The organism is Maricaulis sp., assembly GCF_039978735.1.
GTDB lineage: Bacteria > Pseudomonadota > Alphaproteobacteria > Caulobacterales > Maricaulaceae > Maricaulis.
The window spans coordinates 1-15,613 of the sequence record NZ_JBDWAS010000058.1 but is presented as its reverse complement, the minus strand read 5'-3'; the positions used below and the strand labels follow the sequence as shown (position 1 = coordinate 15,613).

Sequence of the window (15,613 nt, the reverse complement as noted above, 5' to 3'; positions counted from 1 at the left end):
TCAGTTCTGCCAGACGACCGTGTCGCCCGCAGCAACGCCCTCCCCCACTACGACACCGGCAGGACCGGTTGCCCGGATCTCCACCTGTACGCGGCGCGGCGGCGCGCCGGGCGCGTCCCTGACATGAACCCAGGCATCCCCCGGCGAGCCCTCGACTGCCTGTGCCGGGACCAGGAGAGCCGCATCATCGGCAAACACCACAACATCGATGTCGGCCGTCATGCCGATCCTTACCGACTCAGCGGCTGGCTCCGGCAGGGGATCCAGACGGGCCGTAGCCGTGAACTCGGCCAGCTGCCCCGCGGCCGAGGCCTCCGCCTGACCGGCGACGGCCGTGAGCGTACCGGTCAGCTCCACCCCCGGAAAGCCCGGCCCTGTAACCCGCACAGGAGCACCGGGAAGGAGCGCTGTCACATCGCCCTCGTCGAGCCTGAAACTCGCATCAAGCGCATCCGGACGCGCAATAATCAGCAATGGCCGGCCGCGGCTGACACGGCTGCCGGCGCGTAGCGGCTCGCCCAGCTCACCATCGGCATCGGGGGGCCGCACCACGAGACCGGCGACCGGCGCACGAAGGGTTGAATTGGCCAGCTCGACCTCGATCCGCTCAAGACGCTCTCGCGCCAGATCGCGCTCGAGCAACGCAATCCGGCGCTGGCTTCCGGTACCTCGCTCACGGGTCGCATCCAGCTGTTCAAGCGCCTGGTCCAGCTGCATGACCAGATCGCGGCGCTGCTGCACCAGCCCGTCATACTCCCCGCGGGGGACCAGTCCACGCTCCAGCAAGGCCGCGGTTTCCTCGAGACGCCGCTCAAGATCCGACAGGTCTGCCCGGGCGCCCGCCACATCACGACGAGCCCGGGACATTTCCGGACCGTTCTCCCAATCCTCCAGCTCGGCGGCGTCGGCCTCGGCGCGGAGAAGCGCCGCCTCGGCCTGCGCGCGTTCGCGCTGCAGGTCTGCCGGATTGAGCGTGACGAGCGCATCCCCCGCAGCGACCCGGTCGCCCACATGCACGTGAAGGGTCTCGATCACGCCTTCATAGGGTGCGAGCAGATCCGCACGGTCGCCGGGACTGATGCGGCCGGTGAAACCCAGCACAATCTCGACGGGACGGGGTTCCAGGACCAGGCTTTGCGTCGCACCGGTCACAGGTGCACCTGCTCCCGGACCGCACCCGGGGGACAGCATGAGCAGCGCCGCAGCGGCAATCAGGGTTCGAGCGTGATGCGCCATGTTTCAAGCGTACTCCCGATTTGCTGGTCCAGCGCGGTCAGCGCGTTGAGGTAGGCGATCTCGGCTGCGAGCGCCTGGATGTCGGCCGTGCGAAGCCCTGCCTGGAGCGAGAGAATCTCGAAATTCGAGGTCCGGCCGGCCTGCAGCTTTTCCTGCTCCAGTTCCAGGGCGCGTTCAGCGAGGTCCCGCGCCCGGCGTGCCGTCTCCACCTGACGCCATCGCGCCTCGACCTGCTGCACCGCGTCGCGCACCTGAACCTCGACGGCCTGGGCCAGATCCGCCGATCGCAGTTCCGCCAGATCGAGGCTGGTGCGGGCGCGCACCACGCCCTGTTCGGCTGACACATCACCCAAGGGAATCTCCACGCGCACGCCAGCCGTTACATCCGTCTCGTCCTCATAGATTTCCGCCAGCCCCTGTTCGGCGCCCCGCTGCGTAACAGCACCGAACAGGGAGACATCCCAGCGCCGGCGATCACGTGCAAGCACAAGGGATTGACGGGCCTGCTGGACGGCAATGTCCTGCGCCAGCACATCCACACGATTGTCCAGGGCCAGCTGTACCGCGCGAACAGTGTCGACGGCGACATATTCTGCATCGACAGGGCCAGCGGCCTGGATGTTGGTTCGCGGGTCGAGCGCAAGAAGACGTGTCAACGCTAGCTGGGCACTGTTGAGGTTCTGCTCGGCCTGCAGGCGGGCAACATCCTGGGCCGCGACAGCTGACTCGGTCTGCACGATGTCGGCCGCCGCCATCCGGCCTGCCTCGACGAGGCGGCGATTGGTCTCCAGCAGGGCCCGTGCACGTTCCAGCGATATGTCGGCCAGCCGTACCTGTTCCTGCGCCTGCATCAAGGCGCGATAGGCAAAGACGATCGCGGTAATCGTATCCGAAACCGTGCCCTCCAGCCGGAGACGGTTGATCCGCTCCTGCAGCCGCGCGATCCGGACCGGAGCAAGATTGACCTCGGGCCCAGCACCGCGGACCAGTGGCTGGCTGACACTCACGGTCGCCGATTGGGACAGACCGCCACCGGCACCGCCGAGCCGTTCGGTGAGCTGCCAGGTAAAATCGATCTGCGTGCCCAGCGGCGTCACAAGGCCTATCCCCGGCGAGACCGATGCCTCGGACCGGGTGACACCGCCGGAGACCCGGCGAACGACTTCCGCACGCAATTCACCGCGCGGCGCAAAGGCCCGCTCGGCGACATAGAGATCGAACCGTTCGGCCGCGCGCTGCAGATGGGCAGCCTGGACAGTCCGGTTCCGGCGGAGCCCCAGCGCGACAGCCTCGTCGAGCGTGATCTCGATCACCTGTCCGCCCGGAACGGGATTGTCCGGCGGTGACGGCACACCGGCGAGCGGGTCCGGTTGAGGTAACCGTTGCCGGGCCTCCGCCGGAGCCCAGTGCACCGCCAGGGCGGCCACCGCAAGGAGAAGGGCAGGACTATTCCGCACGCAAGGCCTCGATCGGATCGACCCGGGCAGCAGCGAAGGCGGGATAAAGACCAAAGGCACCGCCGACGAGAACCGCCACGGCAGGGCCGAGCATGGGTATCCACCACGCCGCCGCATAGTCCCAGCCGGACAGAAAGGAAAACAATACGGTAACGCTCATACCCAATGCCGCCCCCAGCATCCCTCCGCCAAGCGACAGGATCGCGGCCTCGATCGCGAACAGGGAGCGTATATCGGCTGGAGTGGCGCCAAGCGCCGCCCGCAGACCGATCTCGCGGCGGCGTTCCATCACACTCATCAGCATGACATTCAGCACGCCAATCCCGCCGACAACCAGCGATATCCCTCCGATCCCCGCCAGCAAACGTGCAATGAGACCCGTTTGGCGCTTCATGGCCGCGATCATCTCGCGCGCGCTGCGCACGGTCACCGTCGCGGTCGCATTGCCCAGCGCCGCCGCGAGACGCGGCCCTGTCCGGTCTGGATCGGCTTCGGGCTGCAACCTGACGAGTGCCACGGTGGGGTCCCCGGCGGCCAGGGCGCGCCGGGCGCAGGAGAGCGGGATCAGGATCGACCGGTCATAGTCGACCGGGCTGAGCGCCTCCAGCGGCGCCGGTTCAAGCACGCCGACCAGCGTGAAGACATAACCCGCCAGGCTGAGCCGTTCGCCCGGTTCGAGGTGGGCCTGGCCGGCCGTCAGATCGCGCGCGACGACTGATCCGGCAACGGCGACAGGGACACAGGCATCGAACGGACCCAGCGCGCGGCCGCGCGCAATGCCCAGCCCGGCAACCTGGAAGATGGCCGGGGTAACAGCGACGATCATGGCGTCTTCTTCCGCCGCCTGCCTCCTGTTCAACGGCCGGACCCCGTCCCGCCCGACAGCCAACGGTGTGGCTTCAATCACGTCGGGATCGCTTGCAGGGAGCCGCTCGATCGTTTCCCGATCGAGACGGACCGGGCCTTCGCCGGCCGGAATACCGCGCAGAACCAGCATATCGACCCCCATCTGCTCGAACCGCTTCAGCGTCTCGGCCTGAGCGACATGTCCGAGATTGGTCAGCGCCACGATCGCTGCGGCACCGATCACAATGCCCAGTAGCGCCAGCAATGAGCGCGCACCCTGCCCCCTCAGATTGGTCAGTGCTTCCAGGGCAAGCGCTGCCGGTGGCGGACCCGCCCTCATGCCGCCTCCCCGGCCACCCGGCCGTCCCGGATATTGATCGTGCGGTCGCAGCGGGCTGCTGCTTCACGGTCATGCGTGACCATGACGATGGTGACGCCCAGACGCACATTCACATCGCGCAGGAGATCGAGCGCGGCGCCGGCACTGACGCTGTCCAGGCTGCCGGTCGGCTCGTCTGCCAGCATCAGCGCGGGCTCGCCGACCAGCGCGCGGGCCAGCGCAACGCGCTGGCGCTGGCCGCCGGACAGGGCCTCCGGTCGATGCGTGGCCCGGTCCGACAAACCGACCTTGTCGAGCGCAGCGAGTGCCTTTACCCGGCGCTCGTCCCGCCCGACGCCGCGATGGAACAGCGGCAAGGCCACGTTCTCCCAGGCTGTCAGGCGGGGCAGAAGCTGGAAGGACTGGAAGACGAAGCCGATGAGCCGGTTGCGCAGTCGGGCCGCCTCTGCCCGGCCGGCAAGCACGACCCGCTCGCCACCGAGCGACACATCCCCGGCATCCGGCTTGTCCAGCAAGCCGATGATGTTGAGCAAAGTACTCTTGCCGGACCCGGACGGTCCGCACACGGCCACAAAACCACCGGCTTCCACATGGAGCGACACATCGTCGAGCGCGGTCACACGACCTGCGCCGTCGCCATAAGTTTTCGTGACACCTGTCAACGCCAGCAAACCGTGTCCTCCAGCACAGATGCTACCTCCACTGTGCTCCACTTCAAGCCCGAGCATGAACGACGAAGGAGCCGGGCACGCGATACGTGCCCGACTCCCGTCGTGTTCCACCAGAAAGTGGAGACCGAACTCAGCTCAGGGAGCCGTCAACGTAGCAATCGCTCGGCGTTCCCGACACGGTCACATTGTTGAAGGTGAGCGTATTGGTGGTGTGGTCGAAATCGGCCACCACCGTATCGAAGCAGGAGCCAAGGACAGAGGACGCGCCGATCGAGAGCGTCACTTCATTGGCTCCGGGGCCCCAAGCGGCCGTCCAGGTACCAGACGGCGAAACCACGCCGCCGCACAGGAAACTGCCCGGCGCAAAGCTGCGGCCGGTAATCGTCGGGTCGCCGGATCCGTCAATGCTCAGATTGACGGTGACAACACAGTCGATCTGGATGCTCTGCTCCAGGCTGAGCGTGCCGGAAATCGTCTGGTTGGTGTTCGGCGGCCAGGCAGCCAGAGCCGGGGCGGCGGTGACGGCCATGCCGAATACGGCGGCCATGAGCGTGGTCTTGATTTTCATTGTATTTCCTCCATTTGAGACGCGGTCAGCGCGGGCCCGTCTGACGATTGATTTCACTGAACGCTTGAACAGATCCGGCACCGCGCCTTCCGGGCCCGGGAAAGGCGCCGGGCGCAGAGGGGCGCGCCCGGCACGAGGTGCAGGAGGAGAGGCAGACCTGCCTCTCACGATCGCACGCACCTCACGGCACGAGCGATACGGCCAGCTCCGGACACACGCTCCGGAGCAATTCATGCAGATGAAGTTCGCGACCTCAGCCGCTGATGACACAGGACGAATGCATCCGTCCGGCTAGCCTTCATCTGCCCGTTGCGAAACTTTGGGTAGCATGCACGCACAGCACCCTGGAGTCAAATTATTATTTGAAAACAAATACTTAAGTAAATTTGTATATAGATACTTGCCCCACGGAGATGCCTCCGAAGGAAGTGACGATCCGCACCGCAGATGGCGGCCGGAACAGCACTGGCCCACACGCCGGATCCGGTGGATCCGGGCATCACCACTACGCGAGCCCTTGCCTCGCGGCAGGCTCGCCCCCCTATCGGCTAACTGTCTGCGGGCCCCGGAATTGGTCCGCTGATCTTGCATGGCCGCCGCAAGGCCGCAGGAGCGTCCCTCTCCCGCTTTCGTCGCGGACCGCCTGGCGGAATCAGGCCTGGCACCGTTTGAAGGAAGCCCGGCCGGACACGGTGCAGGGCGGGCACCCGAGGTGCCCGCCCCTCGCCTGACGGCTAAAAGGCTGCCCGTACGCTGACACCCCAGATCTGGGGATCGAGCGTGAACACATTGGTCGAAAGACCCGTATCGTCGCTGTTGGTGAAGGCGTCGACGATCGGCGCATCGTCGAACACGTTCTTGATATAGCCCTCGATGACGAAACCATCGCGCGGCCGCATCAGGGTCACCGAGACGTTGAGGTTCTCCCAGGACTCCAGCTGGTCGTATTCGGTGTTGTAGACCCGGAAATAGCTTTCGCCCTGCCAGTAGTAGTCGGCCCGCGGGGTCAGCTCCCATTCACCGAGATGGAAGGTGTACTGGGCCCCGACATTCAGCGTCCAGTTGGGCGCATTGGGCAGTTCATTGCCGCTCAGATCGGTCTCGAAACCACGCCCGCCGTTGGGGGCATCTTCCAGCGGATTGTACTCGAATCCATAGAACAGCCAGTAAGGCAGAGTGGTATTGAAGTCCGGATCGAAGGCGCCGAACCGCGCCGCACCACCGCAGAGCGCGGAGAGGGCGTTGGAGGTCACCACTCCGAAGATCGGCGCCCTTTGAAGTATGGTCTCGACATGCTCGGTCGGCGCAATGCAGTTCGACGGGACCTGCACCCAGGGCCGGATCACGGTCCAGCCATCATTTCCCGCCGTCCGGTTCATGACATCGATGGACCCTTCGCCATCGGCGATGCGGGTGTTGAGGTAACCGAGATTTCCGTCGATCTGGAAGTCGGGCGTCGGACGGTACATCGCCTCCAGCTCCAGCCCCCAGATCCGGGCGTCGAAATTTTCGTTGAGCGAGATGCGGTCGACGATCTGCGACACCTGGTAGTCTTCATAATCGTACCAGAAACCCGTCAGATTCAGCATGCCGCGCCCGTTGGCGAAGGTATTTTTGGTGCCGACTTCGAAGGCGTTGACATATTCCGGCTCGAACGTGCCTTCGAGCGGCTGATACTGGATCACTTCAGGGTTGATCTCGGCCCGCGGCGGATTTGTGCCGCCGCCCTTATAGCCACGCGAGAACGACGCATAGACAAGCGTATCCTCGGTAAAGGACAAATCCGGCATCCAGTCGATCACGGCCCGGCCGGTCAGGGCCTCCCAGCCCAGTTCGACATCGGGGTCGGCCTGATAACCGCGGCGGGAATACCCGCCGGAAGACGGACCCGGACCGCCATCCGACTGCGCACCCAGCAGAAGCTGGCTGGGATAGGGGGTCGCAGTCTTCTGGTCGTCCGTATAGCGAAGGCCGAGCGTCAGACGCAGTTCGGGGCTGAGTTCCCAATACCCCTCGCCGAAGACGGCCCAGGAACGGGTCTCCACAACATTCCGGCTGCGGAAATAGTTATGTCCGTCGCCAGCCAGATTGTCTATCGGCGTCGGGTCGACATAAACGCATTCCGTGGCGCTCGGATCAGATCCGGCCTTGTAGTTCTCGTCGCAGGGGCTCGTCGAGCCAATTCCCCCGTCCTGATTATAGTAGTATTCAGACAACGCCGTGAAAAGATTGTTGAAAACGAAGTAGTCATCCTGCGACTCGAACTCCAGATAATTCGCACCCAGGCTGAAATTGAAGCTCCCTTCGAAGTCGGATTGCAGCCGCACTTCCTGATACCATTGCGAATTGTCCGAACGACTCAGATCGGCCGACAGCATACGGGACGACGCGCCGAGTTGCGGGTCGGTATAGATGCCACCCGGCGACAGAGGCGACGGCGCGGGGTTGCCACTATTGTCCACCCGCAGGCTGGTGTCCGGGAAAATGGGATCGGACAGGAAACGTCCGTAATCCTGCGTCGCCCAGTAGTCGTCTTTGGCATAGGCTGTCTGCGAGTACAGCGTCAGATCATCGGTCAGTTCGAACGCCAGATTGAGCTGAAAGACGTCGTTCTCGGCCCGGAAACGCGGGTCGATCGCAGCATGGATCTCCCGCAGGTCGCGGGAAACGGTCGCTCCTGCATACGGATCCGTACCGAAGGTGGGAATGTCGAGGCGCGTGCCGTCGGACGAGAGTCCCTGATAGAGCAGCATGCTGCCGGCCCGAACGATGGTCAGGGATCCGCCATTGGGCGCATCGAAGGCTGCGTCCTCGAACAGGGAGCTCGGCAGGCAGCCCTGGCTCAGCTGGTTTTGCAGAAGATCACCGGAATCGATCGTCCCGGCGACGAAAGTCGGTACCGTCGTGCTGCCCACCTGGGTCGGCCCCGGATCCGTCGTGCACAATTGCTTGCCGGTGCGCGAACGGTTGTCGTCTTCCTCGAAATGTTCCCAGATCAGGCTGGCGCTGAAGCGTTCGGTCGGTTCCCAAAGGGCGGAGACCCGCGTGGACCACAGGTCGCGGTCATTCACATGCCGGTCCGTGAAGCTGTTGTAGTCGAAACCCTCGCGCTGGGTGGAGGCCCCGGCCACTCGCAGGGCGAACGTGTCGCCGACCGGAATGTTTATGTATCCACGCAGGCGGCGGCTGTCATACCCACCGACCTCGGCCTCGATCGATCCGTCGAACACGCCGGTTTCCGGCAGGTTGGGGAGCATGTTGACCACACCGCCGGTCGCATTGCGGCCGTAGAGCGTGCCTTGCGGCCCGCGCAGCACCTCGACGCGCTGTACGTCGAAATACTCCTGCTCGAACAGCCGGTTCCGGATCAGAGGCACATTGTTGAAGCTGATCGCGACGGCCGGATCGCTGGCCGCGGAGATCGCCTTGGTCCCGATCCCGCGGATCGAGAAGTTGAACATCGAGAAGTTGTTCTTCGAAAAGGCGACGTTCGGGATGGCCCGAAGCAGTTCCGACCCGCCCTCGATGCCGCGCAGGTTGAGATCCTCGGCCGTGAAGGCCGACACCGCAATCGGCACATCCTGGATCACTTCCTCGCGCTTCTGCGCCGTTACGGTGATGACGTCGCCGGAAAAGCGGCGCTCATTCTCGGTTTCCGTCTCGTCCGCGGACTGCGCGAAGGCAGCACCCCCCGCCAGAACAAGAACAGCAGTCGATACGCCAGCCTTCAGACAGGCGCGCCCGGTTGCGATAGCTCGCATTTATCTTCCTCCCTCTTGCCGATCCCCGGCAGCCACTCTTGAGGCGGCCTTGGCAGGGGGCACGGCGATCCGCCGGTTCTTTTCCTCGCTGACAGCGGCGGCTCTGCCCTCGAGCGCATATCGGTGCAGTTATTCACGACAGTGTCAATACTATTGATATCAATGTCAGTAAGATTTTTTCCATCACTGCGTGCTCAAGGCCGCGTCTCGCGAAAAGGTTCCGCTGCGCGCAGGCCTTCCTGGCAAGGCTTCGGGCCCTCGCCGCTTGTGTTAACCCGGTGTTCAGTCTAGGAGACAGCCGCTATCTACATCGAAGTAACCAACCAACATGCCAAAAGAAAAGACCGTTCAGAAACGCCGGCGGCGAACGCCGGACGAGGCACGAAGCGAAGCCCTCGCCGCGGCGCGCTCCCTGCTGCTCCAGGCCGGACCGGATGCCGTCACACTGTCGGCTGTGGCCAAGAAGATCGGCGTGACCCACGCCAACCTGATCCACCACTTCGGATCGGCTTCCGACCTGCAGGCGGCCCTGATGGGGTCGATGGTGGACGATCTGCGCGATGCGCTCGATGCAGCCGTCGCCCGGCTTCGCACGGACGAGAGCGCGCCCCGCGAACTGGTCGATGCCGTATTCGACGCCTTCGGCGAAGGCGGTGCAGGCCGGCTTGCGTCCTGGATCGTGATGACCGGTGACACATCCCGGCTCGAGCCAGTCCGGCAGGCTGTACTGGGCGTAGTCGATGCAGTCGACGAGATGGCCGGACACGATCCGCAGCTGCCCCGCGAGCGGATCAAGGCAGCGGTTCTCTTCATTGCGCTGACCGCCTTCGGCGATGCCCTTATCGGTCTGCCGCTGCGGGACATTCTCGGCCAGGATGACAAGGCCAGCCGCCGGATCATGGCCGACTTGCTGCCGGCCTTCCTGGAGCGCCCGAAAGGTACGGGCTGACCCTCAGTCAGCCCGCGTCCAGACCCGGGTCCGGCAGAAGAAGGCAACACACCCCTTCACTTCCAGACTTCCGTCTTCGCGCAGGCGCAGCTCTCCATTGCGGGCACCGTCGCCGGACTGGGGGTCATAGACCGGACCGCCTTCCCACTCGCGTGGTCCACCGGAGAAGTCCTGCAGCACGACGAGCCCGTCCAGACGCCGGTCGCGCAAGCTGCGGTCCGAGTTGCGCACATCCAGCTGGTCGGGATTTTCCCGCAGCGCATCGGCATCGACGATCCGGCCGCACAGCGCGTCGTCGCAGCGATAGATTTCCACCTTGCCACCCTCCGAGCCGGTCGCCCAGACGCCGGTGATGTCCGGCATGCTGTCAGCATGGGCGGCCGGCGTAGCGATCAGCAGACCGGCCAGCAAAGGCAGGTATCCGGACATCATGCGGGACTCTCCTGCTCCGTGAACATGTTCAGCGACTCCAGGGCGCCTTCGACCAGTTCGCGATCGTCCGTGTGCCAGGGGTGAAAGCCGGGGCGCATATATCCGAACGCACCCTGTACCAGCACCCGCATCGGACCGGGACGACCATACAGGAAACCGAGCAGACGCATCCAGGTTCCAAAATTGTTCAGCCCGTCCTGTTTGAGCAGATCGGCGGTGTTGCGAAAGATAACCCAGTGGAACCGGACGGTCGCCGTCGCCATCACGACACAGCGCCGGGCCCAGCGGCGAATGCCGGGCAGGTTGCGGGTCACGCTGTTCCAGGTATCGAAGGCCACAGCCTTGTGCTCGATCTCCTCGATTGCATGCCAGCGCCACAGACGCAGCGCCTCCGGGCTGACCCCGTCGAGATATTTCGGGTCGGCCAGCACGCCATGGGCCAGCACGGCCGTGAAGTGCTCGAGCGCGCACGTCGCGGCCAACTGAATCTGGTGCGGTCGCGACTTGGCCCAGCTCACCGTGACCCGCGTGCGCTCTTCCAGCGGCCGGATGTCATAACCGGCATCCTCGGCCTGCCGGTTGAAGACGGCATGCTCCCGCGAATGCATGGATTCCTGGTACATGAAGTCGTCGATCTGGCTGCGCAGCGGCTCTTCGGTGCGATCGCGATAGCGCTTGATCGACTGCATGAAGAACTTCTCGCCAAGCGGGAAGGTCGAGGACAGCGCATTGAAGAAGGCCGTACGTCCCGGGTCCCCCCCGTGCCACCAGCGCGGATTGGGCGTATCGCGGCCAAATCGCATGTCGCGCCGCTGGATGACCAGATCGCTGGGAGTTCCGGAATTGGATGCCATGGGTGTCTCTCTCGCGTCGCTATTTACATTGACGTTAATGTAAATAGCGAAATGGCCAGACTTTGACAAGGCCTGCCGGGTATTACAAAAGCGACAGAGGCGCGTTCAGGCGCGATCGGAAAGGACAAGTATCTCGACCCGCTCGCCAGCTGCTAGCGCGGGGGCACCGGCCGGCCGCCGGATCAGGCAGTCGGCCTGTACGAGCGCGGAGAGTGCCGAGGAGTCCTGGTTGGGCAGCGGCGCAACGCGGCCGGCTTCATCGCGCGTTGCGCGCAGATAGCTTTCCCGCCAATCATTCGCTTCGAGCGTCACGGCCAGGGGAGCCTCTACGAAGACGGCAGCCGCTGCACCGCCGCCCAGCCGCGCCAGCGCCGGCCGGAGAAAGAGGCGCGCCATGACCAGGGCCGAAACCGGATTGCCCGGCAAGCCGAGCACCGGATGCTCTGCGATTGTGCCGAACCAGGTCGGCTTGCCCGGCCGGGCCGCAATCCGCTCGAATACGAAGTGGCCACCATCGGCCTGGAAGACCGCGCGCAGATGATCATGCCCGCCAACCGACGCCCCGCCGACCGTCACCGTCAGGTCGCAGTCGCGCCCGCGTCGAAGCGCGTCACGGACCGCTTCGGGCCGGTCTTGGGCGATGCCCAGATAGACCGGTTCCCCACCCCAGATACGGACCAGTTCCACGAGCCCGGGCGCGACCGAGTTGACGATCTGCGAAGGCCCGGCGGGTGCACCGGGTTCGACCAGCTCGTCACCCGTCGCCAGGATCGCCACGCGGGGTCGCGGGTGAATATGAAGGGTTGCAACACGCGCCGCGGCCGCAAGTGCGACAGCCTCCGGCGACAGGCGTCGCTCGGCCTCTATAAGACGATCTCCGCGGGAGAAGTCCGTACCCGCCGGCCGGATATTCGCCATCGGGCGCACCGTATCGTCGAGCCGGACGGTATCGCCCGCACGCGAGGCCTTTTCCTGCATCACCACCTGATCGGCACCGTCCGGCACCGGCGCTCCGGTGGAAATCCGCACCGCCTCGCCCGGCCCGACCGGCCGGCCAAAGGCATGCCCGGCCGCCGCCTCGCCAACCAGGCGCAGCGCTTCGGATCCTGCCGCAAGATCGGCCGAGCGGACGGCATAACCGTCCATGGCTGACGCGGCGAAAGGCGGCTGTGTCCATTGCGCGACCAGCGGCTCGGCCAGGAAAGCGCCCCCGCAGTCCGCGAGCGGTCGCCTCACCGGAGCCAGCGGCGACAGCGCGGACAGCATCGCATCCAGGGCTGCATCGACGGTCAGCATGGCGGAGTCGCTCATCTCAGCGCTCCGTCAGGCGGGGGATGAGCTCGACCAGATTGCAGGGCCGGTGCGTGCGGTCGAATTCGATCCTCAGCACCTTCTCCCAGGCGTCCCGGCAGCCGCCGCTCGAGCCCGGCACGGCAAACAGGTAGGTGCCACCGGCGATGCCGGCCGTTGCCCGCGATTGTATCGTCGACACGCCAACCGAGGCATAGCTGACCTGGTGAAAGACCGCGGCAAACCCGTCCATCTCCTTGTCATAGACACCGCGAAAGGCCTCCGGCGTGACGTCACGCCCGGTCAGACCGGTTCCGCCTGTGGCGATTACGGCGTGAATGTCGGGATTGGCGATCCAGGCGCCCAGCTGTTTGCGGATCGCCGGAACATCATCCGGGACAATGGCGTGATCCACAACGCGGTGACCGTCGGCCGAGATGGCCGCGCGCAACCAGGGGCCTGTCTTGTCCGTAGCTGCATCGCGCGTATCGGACACGGTCATGACGGCAAAACCGACCTGATCCGGAATCGCACCCATTCACACGCTCCCTTGCTTGATCACCGTCGAAGTGGGCCTGTTTTGCCGCGGGCACAAGTGGCCGGGCAAACCCGGACGCCGCAGCAGGCGCAAATGACTGTCACAAGGTCGCGAGCGGCCATGACAGTGAAACAATCTATGGGATCGCCTGATAAAATCGATTTGATTCATAGAACTCCTCCCGTCATCCTTCCCGCAGTATTGATGAGTAAATCTACATCCACGCACAAAAGACATGATCGGAGACATCATGGACGGCAATGATACGCAATCACTCGGCAAATGCCCGGTGATGCACGGAGGAATGACATCTGGCCGCGCATCGGTGATGGATTGGTGGCCCAACGCGCTGAACCTCGACATTCTTCACCAGCACGACACCAAGACGAACCCGCTGGGCAAGGCCTTCAACTATCGCGAAGCCCTGAAAACCCTGGACGTCGAGGCCCTCAAGAAGGACGTCACCGACCTCATGACCGACAGCCAGGACTGGTGGCCGGCCGACTGGGGTCACTATGGCGGCCTGATGATCCGCATGGCCTGGCACGCAGCCGGCTCCTACCGGCTGGCTGACGGCCGCGGCGGCGGCGGCACCGGCAATCAGCGTTTCGCCCCGCTGAACTCCTGGCCCGACAATGTCAGTCTCGACAAGGCACGCCGCCTGCTCTGGCCGATCAAGAAGAAGTACGGCAATGCCGTTTCCTGGGCCGACCTGATCATCCTGGCCGGCAATATCGCCTATGAATCCATGGGACTGAAGACATTCGGCTTCGCCTTCGGGCGGGAAGACATCTGGCACCCGGAGAAGGACACCTATTGGGGCGCCGAGAAGGAATGGCTCGCCCCGAGCGATGGCCGCTACGACAATGTCGACGATCCGTCGACGATGGAAAACCCGCTGGCCGCCGTGCAGATGGGCCTGATCTACGTCAATCCGGAAGGCGTCAACGGTCAGCCGGACCCGCTGAAGACCGCGTCACAGGTGCGCGAGACCTTTGCCCGCATGGCGATGGATGACGAGGAAACCGCCGCACTCACCGCCGGTGGCCACACCGTCGGCAAGACGCATGGCAATGGCGATGCCGGTGCGCTTGGCCCCGATCCGGAATCGGCCGGTGTCGAGGAGCAGGGTTTCGGCTGGAGCAATCCCAATATGGGCGGCAAGGCGGCCAATGCGGTCACCTCGGGCCTGGAAGGCGCCTGGACCACCCATCCGACCACATTCGACATGGGCTATTTCGACTTGCTGTTCGGCTATGAGTGGGAGCTCAAGAAGAGCCCTGCCGGTGCCTGGCAGTGGGAACCGGTCGACATCAAGGAAGAGGACAAGCCGGTCGATGCGACCGACCCGTCCATCCGTCACAACCCCATGATGACCGATGCCGACATGGCGATGAAGATGGATCCGGCCTACCGGGCCATCTGCGAGAAATTCATGGCCGATCCGGCCTATTTCCGCGACGCCTTCGCCCGGGCCTGGTTCAAGCTGACGCACCGCGACATGGGTCCCAAGGCCCGCTATGTCGGCCCGGACGTGCCGGCCGAAGACCTGATCTGGCAGGACCCGGTTCCGGCCGGCCCGGCGAATTACGATATCGGGGCTATCAAGTCGAAGATCGCTGCGAGCGGCCTCACGACATCAGAGCTTGTCGCCACCGCCTGGGACAGCGCCCGCACCTATCGCGGGTCGGACATGCGCGGCGGCGCAAACGGAGCCCGTATCCGTCTGGCGCCCCAGAAGGACTGGGAGGGCAATGAGCCGCAGCGTCTCGCCAGGGTGCTGGGCGTTCTCGAACCCATCGCGAAGGAATACGGGGCCAGCCTGGCCGATGTCATCGTGCTGGGCGGCAATGTCGGTGTCGAGCGTGCGGCAGCCGCCGCAGGCGTCGACATCACCGTGCCCTTCTCACCGGGCCGCGGCGACGCCACCGACGAGATGACCGACGCCGACAGCTTCGACGTTCTCGAACCCATTCATGACGGCTACCGCAACTGGCTGAAGAAGGACTATGCGGTCAGCCCGGAAGAGCTGATGCTCGACCGGACCCAGCTGATGACACTGACGGCGCCGGAGATGACGGTACTGGTCGGCGGGATGCGGGTGCTCGGCACCAATCACGGCGGCACCAAGCATGGTGTCTTCACCGACCGCGAAGGCGCCCTGACGACCGACTTCTTCGTCAACCTCACCGATATGGCAAATGCCTGGAAGCCGGCAGGCGACGGGATCTATGAGATCCGTGACCGCAAGACCGGCCAGACGAAGTGGACCGCGACCCGGCTCGACCTGGTGTTCGGCTCCAATTCGGTCCTGCGGGCCTATGCCGAGGTCTATGCCCAGAACGACGCGCAGGAAAAGTTCGTGAAGGACTTCGTGGCGGCCTGGACCAAGGTGATGGACCTCGACCGGTTCGACCTGCGCTGACGCCGGCGGGAAACGATCCCGAAAACAACAAGGAGCGGACCCGGCCGGGCCCGCTCCTTTTTTGTTCGCCGCTCGAAACTACCGCCCGAGGCTCAACGGGACGCGGAGATTGATCCGCGCCGAATTGGCCTCGAAGTCTCCGTCACCGATGCCGGCGAGGCTGACTTCCAGGCCGAGCATGGCGCCATTGGCGAAGACTGCGCCGGCGCCGAAGCGGCCATCGGCGCGCAGATCGCTCTGCCCGCC

General features: G+C 64.7%; 12 protein-coding genes. 2 read left to right on the top strand and 10 right to left on the bottom strand.

Annotated features, from left to right (window positions below; genetic code table 11):
• The 6 genes from ABJO18_RS17480 to ABJO18_RS17455 all read right to left on the bottom strand — a co-directional run bounded on the left by ABJO18_RS17480 (position 1) and on the right by ABJO18_RS17455 (position 8,879).
• Positions 1–1,236 carry an HlyD family efflux transporter periplasmic adaptor subunit gene (locus tag ABJO18_RS17480; protein WP_348509634.1) on the bottom strand — a complete coding sequence of 412 codons (1,236 nt, stop codon included), beginning with the start codon at positions 1,234–1,236 and terminating at the stop codon, positions 1–3.
• Entirely contained in the window at positions 1,212–2,693 is a 1,482-nt protein-coding gene (locus tag ABJO18_RS17475) for a TolC family protein (protein WP_348509633.1), read from the bottom strand. The genes ABJO18_RS17480 and ABJO18_RS17475 overlap by 25 nt, the downstream gene beginning before the upstream one ends.
• A complete protein-coding gene (locus ABJO18_RS17470; protein WP_348509632.1) occupies positions 2,683–3,879 on the bottom strand; it encodes an ABC transporter permease in 1,197 nt (398 codons plus the stop codon). The genes ABJO18_RS17475 and ABJO18_RS17470 overlap by 11 nt, the downstream gene beginning before the upstream one ends.
• Positions 3,876–4,499 carry an ABC transporter ATP-binding protein gene (locus ABJO18_RS17465; RefSeq protein WP_348509631.1) on the bottom strand — a complete coding sequence of 208 codons (624 nt, stop codon included), beginning with the start codon at positions 4,497–4,499 and terminating at the stop codon, positions 3,876–3,878. Before ABJO18_RS17465 ends, ABJO18_RS17470 begins: the two co-directional genes overlap by 4 nt.
• A 181-nt stretch (positions 4,500–4,680) precedes the next feature.
• Positions 4,681–5,118, bottom strand: a complete 438-nt coding sequence (locus ABJO18_RS17460; RefSeq protein ID WP_348516035.1) for a hypothetical protein — start codon at positions 5,116–5,118, stop codon at positions 4,681–4,683.
• Between the two features lie 734 nt (positions 5,119–5,852).
• Complete coding sequence (locus ABJO18_RS17455; protein WP_348508607.1) at positions 5,853–8,879, bottom strand: TonB-dependent receptor; 3,027 nt, start codon at positions 8,877–8,879, stop codon at positions 5,853–5,855.
• Between the two features lie 328 nt (positions 8,880–9,207).
• Between ABJO18_RS17455 and ABJO18_RS17450 the strand changes: the two genes are divergently transcribed.
• Positions 9,208–9,828, top strand: coding sequence for a TetR/AcrR family transcriptional regulator (locus ABJO18_RS17450; RefSeq protein ID WP_348508608.1), 621 nt, complete (start codon positions 9,208–9,210; stop codon positions 9,826–9,828).
• Between the two features lie 3 nt (positions 9,829–9,831).
• Here the strand turns inward: ABJO18_RS17450 and ABJO18_RS17445 are convergent, their stop codons facing one another.
• The 4 genes from ABJO18_RS17445 to ABJO18_RS17430 form a co-directional block, all read right to left on the bottom strand.
• Entirely contained in the window at positions 9,832–10,260 is a 429-nt protein-coding gene (locus ABJO18_RS17445; RefSeq protein ID WP_348508609.1) for a DUF2147 domain-containing protein, read from the bottom strand.
• Entirely contained in the window at positions 10,257–11,114 is an 858-nt protein-coding gene (locus ABJO18_RS17440; protein WP_348508610.1) for a metal-dependent hydrolase, read from the bottom strand. The genes ABJO18_RS17445 and ABJO18_RS17440 overlap by 4 nt, the downstream gene beginning before the upstream one ends.
• A gap of 105 nt (positions 11,115–11,219) precedes the next feature.
• Positions 11,220–12,425: a gephyrin-like molybdotransferase Glp gene (gene glp, locus ABJO18_RS17435; protein WP_348516034.1), complete on the bottom strand. Its 1,206-nt coding sequence runs from the start codon at positions 12,423–12,425 to the stop codon at positions 11,220–11,222.
• Between the two features lies 1 nt (position 12,426).
• Entirely contained in the window at positions 12,427–12,942 is a 516-nt protein-coding gene (locus ABJO18_RS17430; RefSeq protein ID WP_348507492.1) for a molybdenum cofactor synthesis domain-containing protein, read from the bottom strand.
• Positions 12,943–13,192: 250 nt separating this feature from the next.
• Between ABJO18_RS17430 and katG the strand changes: the two genes are divergently transcribed.
• Entirely contained in the window at positions 13,193–15,367 is a 2,175-nt protein-coding gene (gene katG, locus ABJO18_RS17425) for a catalase/peroxidase HPI (protein WP_348516042.1), read from the top strand.
• Positions 15,368–15,613 lie beyond the last annotated feature (246 nt).

What these genes read in the sequence shown, in the direction of transcription:
- ABJO18_RS17445 (WP_348508609.1), bottom strand. Translation starts at nt 10,260, where the DNA reads ATGATGTCCGGATACCTGCCTTTGCTGGCCGGTCTGCTGATCGCTACG.
- katG (WP_348516042.1), top strand. Translation starts at nt 13,193, where the DNA reads ATGGACGGCAATGATACGCAATCACTCGGCAAATGCCCGGTGATGCAC.
- ABJO18_RS17430 (WP_348507492.1), bottom strand. Translation starts at nt 12,942, where the DNA reads ATGGGTGCGATTCCGGATCAGGTCGGTTTTGCCGTCATGACCGTGTCC.
- glp (WP_348516034.1), bottom strand. Translation starts at nt 12,425, where the DNA reads ATGAGCGACTCCGCCATGCTGACCGTCGATGCAGCCCTGGATGCGATG.
- ABJO18_RS17440 (WP_348508610.1), bottom strand. Translation starts at nt 11,114, where the DNA reads ATGGCATCCAATTCCGGAACTCCCAGCGATCTGGTCATCCAGCGGCGC.
- ABJO18_RS17480 (WP_348509634.1), bottom strand. Translation starts at nt 1,236, where the DNA reads ATGGCGCATCACGCTCGAACCCTGATTGCCGCTGCGGCGCTGCTCATG.
- ABJO18_RS17460 (WP_348516035.1), bottom strand. Translation starts at nt 5,118, where the DNA reads ATGAAAATCAAGACCACGCTCATGGCCGCCGTATTCGGCATGGCCGTC.
- ABJO18_RS17470 (WP_348509632.1), bottom strand. Translation starts at nt 3,879, where the DNA reads ATGAGGGCGGGTCCGCCACCGGCAGCGCTTGCCCTGGAAGCACTGACC.
- ABJO18_RS17455 (WP_348508607.1), bottom strand. Translation starts at nt 8,879, where the DNA reads ATGCGAGCTATCGCAACCGGGCGCGCCTGTCTGAAGGCTGGCGTATCG.
- ABJO18_RS17450 (WP_348508608.1), top strand. Translation starts at nt 9,208, where the DNA reads ATGCCAAAAGAAAAGACCGTTCAGAAACGCCGGCGGCGAACGCCGGAC.